11 protein-coding genes are annotated in these 14,717 nt (G+C 66.2%); 4 read left to right on the top strand and 7 right to left on the bottom strand.

The annotated features are described in order from the left end of the window. The first annotated feature begins 1 nt into the window (after nt 1). Nucleotides 2-2,509 carry an ABC transporter permease gene (locus tag MKP08_RS07935; RefSeq protein WP_241553367.1) on the top strand — a complete coding sequence of 836 codons (2,508 nt, stop codon included), beginning with the start codon at nt 2-4 and terminating at the stop codon, nt 2,507-2,509. Nucleotides 2,510-2,570: 61 nt separating this feature from the next. Here MKP08_RS07935 and MKP08_RS07930 read toward each other — a convergent pair whose 3' ends face one another. Then, nucleotides 2,571-5,270 (bottom strand): TonB-dependent receptor, encoded by a 2,700-nt coding sequence (locus tag MKP08_RS07930; RefSeq protein WP_241553366.1) that lies wholly within the window; start codon nt 5,268-5,270, stop codon nt 2,571-2,573. Nucleotides 5,271-5,502: 232 nt separating this feature from the next. Between MKP08_RS07930 and typA the strand changes: the two genes are divergently transcribed. Then, on the top strand, nt 5,503-7,323 hold the full coding sequence (gene typA, locus MKP08_RS07925) for a translational GTPase TypA (protein WP_215228659.1): 1,821 nt from the start codon (nt 5,503-5,505) through the stop codon (nt 7,321-7,323). Nucleotides 7,324-7,424: 101 nt separating this feature from the next. Here typA and MKP08_RS07920 read toward each other — a convergent pair whose 3' ends face one another. The 5 genes from MKP08_RS07920 to MKP08_RS07900 form a co-directional block, all read right to left on the bottom strand. Continuing rightward, nucleotides 7,425-8,276 (bottom strand): outer membrane protein, encoded by an 852-nt coding sequence (locus tag MKP08_RS07920; RefSeq protein WP_241553365.1) that lies wholly within the window; start codon nt 8,274-8,276, stop codon nt 7,425-7,427. A gap of 153 nt (nt 8,277-8,429) precedes the next feature. Then, the gene (locus tag MKP08_RS07915; protein ID WP_241553364.1) at nt 8,430-9,413 is read right to left on the bottom strand and encodes an alpha/beta hydrolase; all 984 of its coding nucleotides are present in this window, start codon (nt 9,411-9,413) and stop codon (nt 8,430-8,432) included. Next, a complete protein-coding gene (locus MKP08_RS07910; protein WP_241553363.1) occupies nt 9,410-10,081 on the bottom strand; it encodes an SdpI family protein in 672 nt (223 codons plus the stop codon). Before MKP08_RS07910 ends, MKP08_RS07915 begins: the two co-directional genes overlap by 4 nt. Further along, a complete protein-coding gene (locus tag MKP08_RS07905; protein WP_371819666.1) occupies nt 10,078-10,395 on the bottom strand; it encodes a metalloregulator ArsR/SmtB family transcription factor in 318 nt (105 codons plus the stop codon). Before MKP08_RS07905 ends, MKP08_RS07910 begins: the two co-directional genes overlap by 4 nt. A gap of 46 nt (nt 10,396-10,441) precedes the next feature. After that, the gene (locus tag MKP08_RS07900) at nt 10,442-11,227 is read right to left on the bottom strand and encodes an SDR family NAD(P)-dependent oxidoreductase (RefSeq protein WP_241553362.1); all 786 of its coding nucleotides are present in this window, start codon (nt 11,225-11,227) and stop codon (nt 10,442-10,444) included. A 595-nt stretch (nt 11,228-11,822) separates the two neighbouring features. On the opposite strand from MKP08_RS07900, the gene putP reads away from it, so the two are divergent. Together putP and MKP08_RS07890 are read left to right on the top strand one after the other, a co-directional pair. Continuing rightward, nucleotides 11,823-13,313 carry a sodium/proline symporter PutP gene (gene putP / locus MKP08_RS07895; protein ID WP_241553361.1) on the top strand — a complete coding sequence of 497 codons (1,491 nt, stop codon included), beginning with the start codon at nt 11,823-11,825 and terminating at the stop codon, nt 13,311-13,313. Nucleotides 13,314-13,360: 47 nt separating this feature from the next. Continuing rightward, the gene (locus MKP08_RS07890) at nt 13,361-14,044 is read left to right on the top strand and encodes an extensin family protein (protein WP_241553360.1); all 684 of its coding nucleotides are present in this window, start codon (nt 13,361-13,363) and stop codon (nt 14,042-14,044) included. A 10-nt stretch (nt 14,045-14,054) separates the two neighbouring features. Here the strand turns inward: MKP08_RS07890 and MKP08_RS07885 are convergent, their stop codons facing one another. Then, complete coding sequence (locus tag MKP08_RS07885; RefSeq protein WP_241553359.1) at nt 14,055-14,672, bottom strand: response regulator transcription factor; 618 nt, start codon at nt 14,670-14,672, stop codon at nt 14,055-14,057. Nucleotides 14,673-14,717: the final 45 nt, after the last annotated feature.

The raw sequence follows: 14,717 nt of genomic DNA, 5'->3' as shown, positions 1-14,717 counted from the left end.
GATGAGCTGGCGCACCGCTTGGACCATCGCGCGGCGCGAGCTCGGCTGGCGCTTCCGCGGATTGCGGCTGCTGCTCGTCTGCCTATTCCTCGGCACCGGGGCGCTCGCCGCAATCGGGACGCTGACCACGGCGATCGAGCAGGAGCTCGAACAGAACGGACGCCAGATCCTCGGCGGCGATCTGGAGGTCGAGGTGTGGCAGCGCGGGCTGACGCAGGAGGAAAGCGCCGCGCTGGCCCGCTACGGGCGGCTGTCGGGCGGCACGCGGTTGCAGGCGGTGGCGCAGCATGGCGAGAACACCGCGCCGGTCGAGCTGAAATCTGTGGATGGGGCCTACCCCCTCTACGGTACGCTGGAGCTGGAGGACGGCCGGACCGCGCGCGCACCGCCGCCGGGTTCGGCCTGGCTGGCGCAGGGGGCGATGGATCGCCTGGGTCTTCAGGTCGGGCAGAGCTTCACGGTGGGAACGCGCAGCTTGCGCGCGGCGGGCGTCATCGCCCGAGAGCCCGACCGGTTGGGCGAAGGCTTCCAACTCGGCCCGACCGTGATCGTCGACGAAGGAGAACCGCAGCGCGCAGGGCTACTCGCGCCGGGATCGATGTACCGTACCAAGGTGCGCGTCGCCTTCGACCGGGAACGCGATCCGGGCGCGGTGCGCGACACGCTGGACAAGCAGTTTCCGCTGGCGGGCTTCGAATTTCGCACCCGCGATCGTGCCAGCCCGGGCGCGGATCGCTTCATCGGGCAGATGGGGCAATTCCTGACGCTGGTCGGTCTCGCCGCGCTGGTGATCGCCGGAATCGGCATCGGTGGCGGCGTCTCGTCCTATCTCGAGGCGCGGCGCGCCAGCATCGCCACGCTGAAGATCCTGGGTGCGGACAGCCGCGACATCGCCCGCATCTATGCGTTGCAGATCGGCGCGGCGGCCCTTGCGGGCAGTGCGGCGGGATTGCTCGCAGGCGTAGCTATCGTGCCGCTGCTGGCGCAGGCGCTGCAAGGGCTGCTGCCGGTGGAGAGCGGCTTCGTCTTTGCACCGGGAGCTCTCCTCCTCGCCGCGGCCTACGGCCTGCTGGTGGCGTTCGTCTTCGCCGCCACACCGCTGCTGCGCGCGCGCCGCTATCCGGCGATGGCGCTGATGCGAGCGCGCGTCGCCCCACTGGCACGGGATCGGGCCGCATGGCTGTGGGTCGGCGGAGGACTGGTCGCAATCGTCGCTCTCGCGCTTCTGACGGCGCGTTCGACCTGGCTGACCGCCGGCTTTCTGGGCGGAGCGGCGGCGATGATCGCATTGCTCGCCGGGCTTGGCTGGGTGGCGCAATGGCTGGCGACACGCGCGCCCCGGACCGGCAACCCGCTGCTGCGCACGGCGATCGCCAATCTTCACCGGCCCGGTTCGGGCACCCCCGCCCTCGTCACCGCGCTCGGCTTCGGGCTGACCGCCTTCGTCCTGCTCGCTGCCGTCCAGACCGCGATCGACGGAAATGTCGCGAAACGGGTGCCGGAGCGCGCGCCCGACTATTTCGTGCTCGACGTGCCGCCGCCGCAGGAGGCGCAGTTCCGGCAGACCGTGCAGCGCTACGACCCGCAGGCCGCGATCCGAACCCTGCCCGCGCTGCGCGGCGCGATCACCGCGTTCGGCCCGAAGGACGCGATGACGCAGGTCGCCGAGCTGAAGGAAATTCCCGAGGGCGGCTGGCCCTTGCGCGGCGAACGCGGGCTGACCTATTCGGATGCGGTGCCGCCGGGCAACGTGGTCACCGACGGGCAATGGTGGCCGAAGGATTACGGGGGCGAACCGCTGGTTTCGGTCGACGAGGATTTCGCGCAGGCCATCGGCCTGAACCCCGGCGATTACCTCTCGATTTCGCTGCTGGGCGTGGAGCGCACCGCGCGGGTGGCGAACCTGCGGCGGATCGACTGGGAAAGCCTGGGCTTCAACTACGTGCTCGTCTTCTCGCCCAACGCGCTGGAGGATGCGCCGCACAACCTTGCCGCGACGATCGACCTGACCCCGGGTCGCCCCACGGGCCCACTGTTGCGCGATCTGGTACGCAGCTTCCCGGCCACCAGCGTAATCGAGGTCGGGCCGATCCTCACTCAGGCGCGCGATCTGTTGCGACAAATCGGGCTGGCGACGCTTGCCGCGGCATCGGTGGCGGTGCTGGCGGGGCTGGCAGTGCTGCTGGGCGCGATCGCTGCCGCGAGGGCCGCGCGCACTTACGACACCGTGATTCTGCGCGTGCTGGGTGCCAGCCGGCGGCAGGTGCTGTTGACCCAGCTGGCGGAATACGCGCTGCTTGCGCTGGTCCTTGCCGTGCTGGCGCTGGTGCTGGGCAGCGGGCTCGCCTGGCTTATCGTGACGCAGCTGTTCGAGTTCGACTGGCTGCCCGATTGGCCAACCGTATTCGCGGTGCTCGGCGCGGGGCTGGCGGTGGTGCTGGGCTTCGCCGTGGCGGGGTCGCTGCTCCTCCTCCGCGCCCGCCCCGCCCAGGTGTTGCGCACGCTGTAGCGCCTACGAAAAAGGGGGCCGCGCGGGCCCCCTTCCTCCGTTTCGCGATGGCCTTTTTCGGTCAGAAGCGGAAGCGGCCCGTCACGCCGTAGGTACGCGGCGCGTTGGGATAGCCGGAGATCGACCCCTGCTGCGCGACCGAGGGGAAAATCTGGGTCGTGTAGCGATCGTTGGTCAGATTGCGGACATAGCCCGTCAGTTCGAACCCGTTTTCCAGCACCAGGGTGAGCGATGCGTTCACCTGGTTGATCTCGCGCCGATAGTTGGCTGCGATCGCGCGCGCGGCGGCGTAAGGGTCCGCCGCGCCGAAATCGGCGAAATCGGGCAGGCCATCGACGATCTGCGTGTTGCTTTCGTGATAATAGTCGATCCGCCCGATCAGCAGATTGCCGCTATTGCCGAACTCGTGGGTGTAGGATGCCGAGGTGGCGATCGTCCATTCGGGGATGTCCGCCGGGCGGAAGCCCGTAAGGTCGCCCACCGCCGATCCGGTGAAGCTGTCATATTTCGGATCGAGATAGGTCAGCGAGAAGGTGAACACGAGCGGGTCGATCGGGGTGATCGTGCTGTCCAGCTCGAAGCCCTTGGTCGATTGCTTGCCCGCATTGACGAGGGCGAAACCGGTACCGGTAAAGGCGTTGGACTGGAAGCCCTTTAGCGTCTGGTCGAAGATCGCGAGGTTGACGGCGAGACCCGGGAACGCCGCCTTGATGCCCAGCTCGTACACCTCCGATTCCTCCGGTCCGGCGAAGCGCGTGCCCGCGGTCAGGTTGGTGATCGGCAGGCCCGCGTCGAGGATCGGGGAGGACGGGGCGAGGAAATTGCTGCCGCCGACGATCGGCCTGACGCCGCTGGGAAGGGTCGCCGGGGTGTAATCGCCCAGAACCGGGCGGGAATCGCGCGACAGGTTGACGGACGACGCCTTGAACCCGGTCGCGTAGGTGAAATAGGTATTGATCTGGTCGCTGACGTCGAAAGCGACGCGGCCGGTGTAGCTCCAGTCGCCATCGCGCGTCCGCCCGGGCTCGACCGCGTTAGGCACGGCCAGGAACGGGGGCAGGAACTGCAGCGCGGCCAGCGGCAACAGCGGGTTGCACGCCGGGGACTGCGGCGGGGCACCGTTCGTACCGCACGGGCGCAAGGCCAGCGCGCCCAGCTGCGCCTGCGCCGCGGCCGGCAGGGCCTGGAACTGCGCCCGGGTGCGCACCGCACCGCCGGTCGCGGCGGTGATGAAGGCATCGGCCAGGTTGATGTTCGCCAGCGGATCGAACGACGTCTGCTCCGCCGTGAAATCCTTCGCATCGTGGGTGTAGTTGAAACCGCCGGTGATGGTCAGCCGGTCGATCGGCTGGAAATCGACCGTCCCGAAGATCGAATAGGATTCGTCGTCGAGCGAGAACGCCTCGCGCGTGGACGGCCCTTGCGCGAAGATCGACCCGGCTGGGATGCCCAGCTGCGTCTCGAGGTTGGCCAGCGTGCCGGGCACGCCATTGCCCGCCAGCAGGTCGAAGAACGGCCGCGTCTGCGTGCCGTTGGTGATCCCGCTGGTCTGCTCGACATTTTCCTTGAAGTAGAAACCGCCGAGCAGGAAGTTCAGCGGACCGTCGAAATCGGAGGCCAGCCGCACTTCCTGCGTGAAGGTGTCGACCGCCTGATCGCGGAATTCGTTGATGAAATCGACGCTGGTGAAATCGACGTCCTGATCGCTGAACGCGCGCAGCTCGCGATAGGAGGTGATGGATGTCAGCGTGAGCTGGCCCAGTTCGAGGTCGCCCTGCAACGATCCGCCATAGGCCTCGATCTTGTTGACCGGCAGCTTGTTGAGATAGGTGCGGTCGGAATAGAGGTTTTCAGGCTCGATCGCGCCGCCCAGCGCGAACAGCAGCGGGGTGGTCGGCCCTGCCCGCACATTGCCGGCGTAACAGCACAGCTCGTCGATCTTCGAATAATCGCCGATGGCGCGCAGGCGCAGCGGGCCGCCATTGTCGAACAGCAGCTGACCGCGCACCATCCAGCGGTCGCGATCGTTGATCTTTTCGTCCAGATTGACGACGTCGACGTAACCGTCGCGCTTGTTGTAATTGCCTTCCAGCGAGAAGGCGACCGACTGGGTCAGCGGGCCTGTGACGTCCCCCTTCACCACGATCTGATCGTAATTGCCGTAGGTCGCGCTGATCGAGCCGCCGAAATCGAATTGCGGCTCGCGCGTCACGACGTTGATCACGCCCGCGCTCGCATTCTTGCCGAACAGCGTCGATTGTGGACCGCGCAGGACCTCGACCCGCTCGACATTGGCGATATCGTTGATCTGCGCCGCCGAGCGGGAGCGGAAGACGCCGTCGATGAAGACCGCGACGGAAGGCTCCACGCCGACATTGTTGGCCCCGTTGCCGAAGCCGCGAATGATGAAGGTGGTGTTGGCGGAACTTTGCAACTGGCTGACGCGGAGCGACGGGGTGACGGTCTGCAGGTCGAGCAGGTCGCGGATTTCCGCGCGCTCCAGCGTCTCTCCCGTGGTCACGCTGACGGATACGGGTGCCTCCTGCAGCGTCTGCGCGCGCTTGGTCGCGGTGACGATGATCGTCGCGCTGTCGGTCGGCGGGGAGACGTCCGGCTCATCGTCGGTCAGTTCCGCGTCGTTATCGTTGGTGCGCGGATCGGGAATCGCCTGCGCCATCGCAGCGGCGGGAAGCAGGGAGACCAGCGCGGCACCGGCAAACAAACCCAGGCGCGACGAGTTAAAGGACGGACGCTGTTTCATGATCGACTGGCTTCCTCTCTGCTCGGAAGTGAAGTCACCATGCCCCCTCCCGTTATGAAATCAGACTTAGCGGTCGCGAATCCCCCTCACAAGCGCCGCCACCGCCCCGAAATTCGCGAGTCGGCTTATCGTTGCACCTGTGCCACACTTGTCGTAGGGGCACGGCTGATCTAGGGGCGCGCCCGAATATGTCGGGCCTAGCCCCGCCCCTGCCATTCATCAGAGAAAACCTATGTCAGACCGCTTACGCAACGTGGCGATCATCGCCCACGTCGACCATGGCAAGACCACGCTCGTCGACCAGCTTTTCCGCCAATCCGGCACCTATCGTGAGAACCAGCGCATCGAGGAACGCGCGATGGATTCGAACGACCTGGAAAAGGAACGCGGAATCACCATCCTCGCGAAGTGCACCAGCGTCGAATGGAACGGCACGCGCATCAATATCGTCGACACGCCGGGCCACGCCGATTTCGGTGCCGAGGTGGAACGCATTCTCAGCATGGTCGACGGGGTCATCCTGCTGGTCGATTCGGCCGAGGGCCCCATGCCGCAGACCAAGTTCGTGACCGGCAAGGCGCTGGCGCTGGGCCTGCGGCCGATCGTCGTGGTGAACAAGATCGACCGGTCCGACGCGCGCCCGCAAGAGGTGCTGGACGAGGTGTTCGACCTGTTCGCCAGCCTCGACGCGAACGACGAGCAGCTCGATTTCCCGTCGCTCTGGGCCTCGGGCCGAGACGGCTATGCCAGCAGCGACGAGACCGCGCGCGAGGGCGACCTGAACCCGCTGTTCGAGCTGATCACCAACCACGTCCCCGCGCCGGGCCTGGACGATAGCGGCCCGTTCAGCTTTCTCGCGACGCTGCTCGACCGCGACAATTTCATGGGCCGCGTGCTGACCGGACGGGTCCAGTCGGGTACCATCAAGGTCAACGATCCGATCCACGCCATCGACGCCGACGGCAAGGTGATCGAAGTCGGTCGCGCGACCAAGTTGCTCAGCTTCGACGGGCTCGACCGCGTGCCGGTCGATAGCGCGCGGGCGGGCGACATCATCGCGCTGGCGGGCCTCGAGAAGGCGACCGTCGCCAACACCATCGCCGATCCGAGCGTGTCGGAGCCGATCCAGGCGCAGCCGATCGACCCGCCCACGCTCGCCATGCGCTTCGCCGTCAACGACAGCCCGCTCGCGGGCCGCGAGGGCAGCAAGGTGACGAGCCGCATGATCCGCGACCGGTTGTACCGCGAGGCGGAAACCAATGTCGCGATCCGGATCACGGAAAGCGAGGACAAGGATAGCTTCGAAGTCGCGGGCCGCGGCGAATTGCAGCTCGGCGTGCTGATCGAGACGATGCGGCGCGAGGGCTTCGAACTGGGCATCAGCCGCCCCCGCGTGCTGTTCCGCGAAGAGGACGGCCAGCGGCAGGAGCCGTTCGAGACGGTCGTCATCGACGTCGACGACGAACATTCCGGCACGGTCGTGGAGAAGATGCAGCGCCGCAAGGCCGAACTGACCGAGATGCGTCCGTCGGGCCAGGGCAAGACGCGCATCACCTTCTCCGCCCCTAGCCGCGGACTGATCGGCTATCACGGGGAATTCCTGTCCGACACGCGCGGCACGGGAATCATGAACCGCTTGTTCGAGAAGTACGACGCCTACAAGGGCCCGATCGAGGGCCGCCAGAACGGCGTGCTGATCTCGATGGTTTCGGGCGAAGCGGTCGGCTACGCGCTCAACGCGCTGGAGGAACGTGGCGAGCTGTTCATCGGTTCGGGCGCGAAAATCTACGAGGGCATGATCATCGGCGAGAACGCCAAGCCCGACGATCTCGAAGTCAATCCGATGAAGTCGAAGCAGCTGACCAACTTCCGCTCGACCGGCAAGGACGACGCGATCCGGCTCACCCCGCCTCGCGTGATGACGCTGGAACAGTCGATCGCCTATATCGACAATGACGAGATGGTTGAGGTCACGCCGGAATCGATCCGCCTGCGCAAGGCGATCCTCGATCCGCACGAACGCAAGAAGGCGAAGCGCAAGGCGGCCGACTGATACGCTGCCACCGCGCCGCCGCTGCCGGCGGTCGGGCACATGAAAAAGGGCACCGCGATCGCTCGCGGTGCCCTTTCTCGTATCAGCCTCGCGGCTCGGCTTTAGAAGTGGAAGCCGACCGTCGCGCGGAAGGAGTGGAAGCTGAGATTGTCGTCGCTCGGGCGCAGGTTGGTCTGGCCGGAATCGAGCAGGAACGGGTTGGTCGCGGGCGCGCTACCCTGCGTCACGCCGACGCTGTAGTCGCCGTCGTTGTAGTGCGAATACAGGTACTCGGCACCGATGCTGATGTTGCGCGTCACCATCAGCTCCGCGCCGCCGCCGGCCTGCCAGCCGAACTGCCAGTCGCCATCGTTGTTCTCGGTGAAGCTGTTGGCCGTGTTGGTGGTGGTGAAATCGTGGTCGATCTTGCCGTAGGCGACACCGCCGGTGGCGTAGAACAGGCCACGGCCGTCACCCGGCGACCAGCCGGCACGCAGGCGCGCAGCGGCGGAGTAATCCAAGCTGCGGCTGGCGGTGTAGCTCGCCGGGGTCGTGCTGAAGCCGGTGGAGTAGTCGCGCGCTTGCGAGCCCGCGCCCTCGATCAGCGCACCGACGACGAACGAGCCGCCGTTGAGCCGCTTGTCGAAACCGATCCGGCCGGCATAGCCGAGGTCGTTCTTGTCATCCATGCAACCCGCCCCGGTGGTCGCGCCGTTCGCGCCGCCGTTGCAGAAGCCGGGCGAGAACGCGTTGGCGCCGGTCGTGGTCAGCACGTTGTTGTCGAAGCTGCCATCGCCATCGGTATCGAAGGCGAGCCCGTCGCCGCGACCGGAATTGATCTGGTCGAGGCTGATCGCGCCGGCGACATACGGTCCGTTGAAATTGTCTTCGGGGGTGGTTTCCTGCGCCATGGCCGGAACCGCGAAAGCGCCCGTCGCAAGCGCGGCCGCCGAGAGTGTCAGAAGCTTAGACATGTAGAATCCTTATCCATTCATTTCCCTGTTGTGGGGGCCGAACGGACGGGTTGCGCTGGCGTTCCATAGGACGTGAACATTTGTTGCCGGGAACAGATGCAATGTTGCAACACCCGACATTATGGTGAATGGTTCGTTCATCAGGGCGAAAGATTAGCGCGCCGGACTATCCTCTACGAACTGCGCGATCGCATCCCCTACCCCCTCGGTGAGCGGAAGATTTGGATCGGCATAGGTGGCGAGGTTCGCCTGCACGCCCTCACCCTTCACGGTCTTCAACACATGGCTCATGTCCGGAAACGGCACCAGCGTCGCATCGGGTCGGGCCGCAGCCAGCCGCTCGCCATCGGCAAGCGGCACCTGCAAGTCGCGACCGCCATAGACCAGCAATAGCGGCAGGTCGGTCGCCTTCGCCAGCTCCGCCGGATCGAGCGCGAATTCGCTGCGCACAAAACCCTGGATGCTTTCGCGGAACAGCGGCAGCAGCGGCACGGGTATTTCGCTGTCGGGCACGGTTTCGCCCGCGATCAGCGCGTCGATGATGCGGTCCGCGTCCGTCAATAGAAACGCGTTGGCTGGATTGGCGCGCAGCTGCTCGCGGATGATGTCCTGCAGTGGGCGGCCGGGAGCGGCGACGAGGATGAGGCCGCACACCCCCTCCCCGCTCTGCGCCGCGCTGGCGAGCGCGATCAGGCCGCCCTCGCTGTGGCCGAGCAGCCAGACGCACCCGGCCCCGGTTTCCTCGCGGATCGCGCCGATCCAGCTGCGCGTGTCCGCGGCGTAGGCCCCGATCGTCACATCTTCCGGACTGCCCGCCGCGCTGCTGCCGAACATCCCGCGCTTGTCGATCCGCACGCTGGAGATCCCCCGCGCGGCGAGATCGTCCGCCAGATAGCGATAGGTCGCCGCCTTCAGGCCCATCGGGCTGTTGCCGTCACGATCCGTCGGGCCGGAGCCGGGCAGGATCAGCACCACGGGCGCATCGCCATCCCCCGCAGGTTCGCGCAGCGTCCCCGCAAGGTCGCCCTTCGGCCCCGGCGCGGTAATGGCTCGCTCCATAGGCGTATCCTGTGCTGTCGCCGCCGGGGCCGCTGCGACGCCGCCCAGCGCAAGCGCCAAACCGATCGCCATGCTCATCGGCCCGTCTCCCCTTCTTTCCTGCTCCGGTGCCAGAAAAACCAGCTGTATATCGCGGGCAACAGCGCCGCCACGACAGTCGCGCCGATCATGATCCCCGCGCGGGTCGATGGGGCGAATGGCAGGATCACCGTCAACAGGATGGCCGCACCCGCTGCCATGAACAGCTTGCCGCCCAGCCGGTGGGTGGCGATCCAGTTGTCGGTATCAGTCAGCGTCCAGGGCGTGCGGATGCCGACGAAGAAACCGGGTCGGCTCTTGGGCAGCATGTTGCCGATCACGATGAATAGCACCCCCACCCCGACGATCAAGAGATCGGCGGAAGGCTCCCGCCCGAAGGCCGGCATGGCGATCATGGCCTGCACCAGCACCATCAGCGCCAGCATCGCGTACCACACGGCCTTCAGCAGGTCGCCCGAGGCATCCAGCTGATTCTGCAGCGGTTCGATCCGGGGAATGATCGCGAACAGGGCGGCAAGGAAGATAACCAGGCCCACCGGCATGAGCAGGGCGAAGAGCGCCGGGCTGGTATCGTCGACCTCGCCCGCCGCGTTCCAGTGCGTGGGCAATTGCGCGCCGTCGGGTAACAGCGACGCGGCGTAGAGCGCGAACATCGCCATTGCGACCGCGAGGGCAAGCGACACGATCAGCGGCGTGCGGGTATTCATCGCGTGGTTCCTTGCGCTGGGGCAGGCAGAGCCGCCCCGTTCGCCGGGCGCTCCATCCCCATCCGGCCCATGAAGCCCATCAGCGCCTCCTCCAGCGTCGACATGTTGAGCGTATAGATCACTTGTCCGCCGCGGTTCTCACCCAGGATCAGCCCCGCTGCCTTCAGCTTCGCGAAATGGCCCGACATGGTCGGCTTGCTGACCGCGAAATTATCGGCAAGGTCGCCGGCGCTCATCCCCCCGCCTTTCAGCAGCTCCAGCACCTCGCGCCGAATGGGATGGGACAGAGCATCGAACACACCGGTCATAGCCATTTAGCTAATAGGCTAAACGACGAACGTCAAGGGCGTCCCACGCGCCCTACTGGAACGCCCCGAAATTCGGCTGGCCATTGGATGCGCTGACGCCGCCGTCCACCGGTAGGTTCACTCCCGTCACATGGCGCGCGTCGTCCGATGCGAGGAAGGCGACCACTGCCGCGACATCCTCCGGCTCACCGGGGCGGCCCAGCGGCATGCGGCGCATGAAGGCGGTCATCAGCGCATCGTTCTCCTCGATCCCGCTGCTCATCTCGGACCGGGTGAAGCTGGGGCACACGGCGTTCACCCGCACGCCCTGCTGGCCCAACTGCATCGCCAGTGCGCGGGTCAGATTGGTCACCGCGCCCTTCGAAGCGCAATAGATCGGCATCGTCCAGTCGCCGCCGGTGCCCGAGACGCTGGAGGTGTTGACGATACTGCCGTTGGCCTTTGCGAGTTCGGGGATCGCCGCGCGGCACAGATACAGGACGCCCTTCACGTTGATGTCGATCATCTGGTCGATATCGTCGTCGCTCGCTTCTGCGAGCGGACCGTTGCCACCGACGCCGGCATTGTTGCAAAGCACGTCGAGCCCGCCGAAGCGCTCCACCGTCTTGGCGACGATATCCTTCGCGAATTCGGGTTTCGAAACGTCGCCTTCCACCAGCAGCGTGCGGTTCTCGTCCAGCCCCTCGGCGACCTTCTCGATATCGTCGCGGCTGCGCGAATTGAGCACAACGTTAGCCCCTTCCGCTGCGAAACGTTCCGCGATGCCGCGGCCGATGCCGGACGAGGATCCGGTGACTATCACGGTCTTTCCTGAAAAACGGTCGGATGCGGCGGTCATGTATATCTCCTGCTGTCTGGATTTCCTGAGGCACTTAATGAGGCGCGAGGCCACGTTTCTCCTGTCGAACGGGTGGGACTGGGCCGGGGTCCGACGAGCGGGGTTAAATTTCCTACCTGGTCGAAGCTGTGTATCACCTCCCGACTTTCATCGCCGAAGAGGAGGAGGACCGGCCTCCGCTCGCCATGCACCTGTCCGTCCGGTCGCACGAGAACCAGCAAAATGCTTCATATTTCAAGACTTACACATCGCTGGCGAAAGTGACGGGGTGTCACCTTCGTCACCCGCGCCGGGGAGGAACGATGCTGCGAGAGAGCCTCGCGGGGGTGCCGCCGCACAAAAATCTTGCTTGCCGGTCGTAGAGCGCAAAGCGGGATGAATTACAGGAGGTTGCTCGAAGTTGCGCACGCAAGAACCACACGAACTTCCAAATTAATCCTTGCAATGATCCGCGTCTCTCGCATGTTCCCTGTCAATTCGGGCACTCGCTCGCCCGGCGCATCCCAGCCCGTCCGGGCTTTACGCTTTATCGCGGTATGGGGATGTTCGCGGCCCTCGGTGGCCAAAACCGGTTTCATTTGTTACTAGGTGCTGCATGCAGACGGGAACACTCATTTCGCTCGCCGCCTATTTCATCCTGATGCTTGGCATCGGGCTCTATGCGTGGCGCAAATCGACCGACACCAGCGAAGGCTATCTCCTCGCAGGGCGCAACCTGCCCCCCTCGGTCGCCGCGCTGTCCGCCGGTGCCTCGGATATGTCTGGCTGGCTGCTGCTCGGCCTACCCGGCGCGCTCTACGCCTCGGGGCTGGTGGAAGCGTGGATCGGGATCGGCCTGTTCCTGGGCGCCATCGCCAACTGGGTGATCGTCGCCCCGCGCCTGCGGCAACAGACGGAAGAGCTGGGCAACGCGCTTACGATTCCCGAATTCCTCGCCAATCGTTTCCCGGACAAGGCGGTGGCGCTGCGCGTGATCTCCGCCATCATCGTGGTGCTGTTCTTCACCGTCTATACCGCCGCCGGCCTCGTCGGCGGGGGCAAGCTGTTCGCGACCAGTTTCGCCGGGCTGCTGCCCGATGTCGCGATGAGCGATTACATGCTGGGCATCTGGATCACCTGCGGCGTGGTGCTCGCCTACACCATGGTCGGCGGCTTCCTGGCGGTCAGCCTGACCGATTTCGTGCAGGGCGTCATCATGATGCTGGCACTAGTCATCATGCCGCTGGTCATCATGTTCGGACCGGGCGGCAGCGCGGGCGAATCGCTCACCAATGTCCAGCCGGGCTTCCTCGACATCACCAACGGGTTGACCTTCGTCGGCTTCCTGTCGGCAGTAACGTGGGGCCTGGGCTATTTCGGCCAGCCGCACATCATCGTGCGCTTCATGGCGGTGCGCAGCGTGGAGGCGATGCCCACTGCCCGCAATATCGGCCTCGGCTGGATGGCGATCTGCCTGCTCGGCTCGCTCGGCATCGGCCTTGCCGGCCGCGCCTATCTGTCGCGCAACGGCATTCCGATCGAGGATCCCGAAACGATCTTCATTGTCCTTGCCGACCTGCTGTTCCAGCCGCTGATCACCGGCTTCCTGCTGGCCGCGCTGCTGGCCGCGATCATGAGCACGATCAGCTCGCAGCTGCTGGTCAGCTCCAGCTCGCTGGTCGAGGATTTCTATCGCCTGTTCTTCCGCAAGGAAGCGAGCGAACGCGAGGCGGTGAATGTCGGGCGGCTGGCGGTGCTGCTGGTCGCGCTGGCGGCGATCGCCATCGCTGCGGACCCCGACAGCGAGGTGCTGGGCCTCGTCTCCAACGCCTGGGCCGGGTTCGGCGCCGCCTTCGGCCCGCTGATCCTGTTCGCCCTGACGTGGAAGCGGATGACGGGCGCGGGCGCGGTCGCTGGCCTCGTCACCGGGGCGGCGGTGGTGGTCGGCTGGATTGCGCTTGGCTGGAACGACGCCTTTCTGGGCGGCCCGGGGGTTTACGAGATCATCCCGGGCTTCGTCGCCGCCTGCCTCGCCATCTGGCTGGTGTCGAGCGCCACCCGCCGAGGGGAAGCGACCCGCGCCGCCTCGCAGAGCGTGCCGACCTGACCGACCTTATTCGGATCGCGTTAACCGCGAGGGGCGAGAATGGCCGAATGGCTCGAGGTCTCGCCTCTATCGCGGTTCTGACCGCTGCTCTGTCGCTGCCGGCCTGCTCTCTGCTGCCCGGTGGCAAAGGCAGCACCCCGGAACCCGCCCGCCCCGCACGCGACGTGGCGCAACCTGTCGCCGAAAGCCCCGCCAACCGGCTCTGCCTGGCGCGCCTGGCGGATCAGGGGGCGACCTTCTCCGCCCTCCCCGATCGCTACTTCGGGGACGGCTGCCATACGCTGGGCACCGTCCAACTCTCGGGCCTCGCGGCAGATGTGGGAACGGTGGAGCTGGGCAATATCGGGCCGGTGACCTGCCCGCTCGCCAGTACGCTGGAGGGTTGGGCGCGCTATGGCGTCGATCGCGCCGCGCGCCGCCATCTGGGTGCGCCTCTTGCGCGGATCGAGACGTTCGGCAGCTATTCGTGCCGCAACGTCGCGGGCAGCTCGCGCCGCTCGGCCCATTCGCGCGCCGAAGCGGTCGATATCGCCGCCTTCGTGCTGACGGACGGGCGTCGCATCAGCGTATCCGGCGACTGGAACAGCGGGGACGGGGCGAAGCGCGACTTCCTGCGCATCGTGCACGCCAGCGCCTGCAAACGGTTCGGCACCGTCCTCGGCCCGGATTACAATGCCGCGCATCACGATCACTTCCACCTGGAAAGCGGGGACGGAAGCTTCTGCCGTTAGCGTTGCGGCTCTATCCCGCGATCGGCGGCTCCAGCCGCGCCTCGATCCGTAGCCGCACCGCGTCCGCGGGATGGCGCGCGCCGAGCTTGCCCATCATGTTCGCCCGGTGGATTTCGACCGTGCGCGGACTGATCGCCAGCGCGCGCGCGATCGCTTTGTTGCTCGCGCCTTCGGTCAGCTGGTCCAGCACCTCCCGTTCACGGGTCGTCAGGTCCGCGATCCTCGCGCGCGCTTCGATCATCCGTCGGCGCAATTGGGCCGCGCGCCGCGCCTCCTCCCCCACCCGGCGCAAGGTGGCGGCGAAGCGTTGCCGATCGAGCGGCAGGGAGAGGTAGTCAAGTGCACCCGCCTTCACCGCGGCGACGATACGCGCGGCGGAAGGCGCGTCCCCCATGGCTATCACCGACAGCCAGACACCGCTTCTTTCGAGAACGTCCAGCGCTTCGGATATTCCGCCTCTGCTCGGATCGTCCCGTGCAATTACGATACCGTCCTCGGGCGCATGCTGGGCGAGCTCTTCGATCGAGCCGTAAACCTCGGCATGATAGCCCAGCGCGAACGTCGCCCGCGCAAGTTCCGCCCGTGTCCGGCTATCCGCGTCGACGCAATGCAGGACCGTGGCTTCCATGCAAGCAACGATGCGGTTGGCTAGTGAACGACACAATCGGGGGTA

The organism is Erythrobacter sp. LQ02-29 (assembly GCF_022576075.2).
Taxonomy (GTDB): domain Bacteria; phylum Pseudomonadota; class Alphaproteobacteria; order Sphingomonadales; family Sphingomonadaceae; genus Alteriqipengyuania.
The sequence above is the reverse complement of the archived record's forward strand: the minus strand, read 5'-3'. Positions and strand labels throughout refer to the sequence as shown.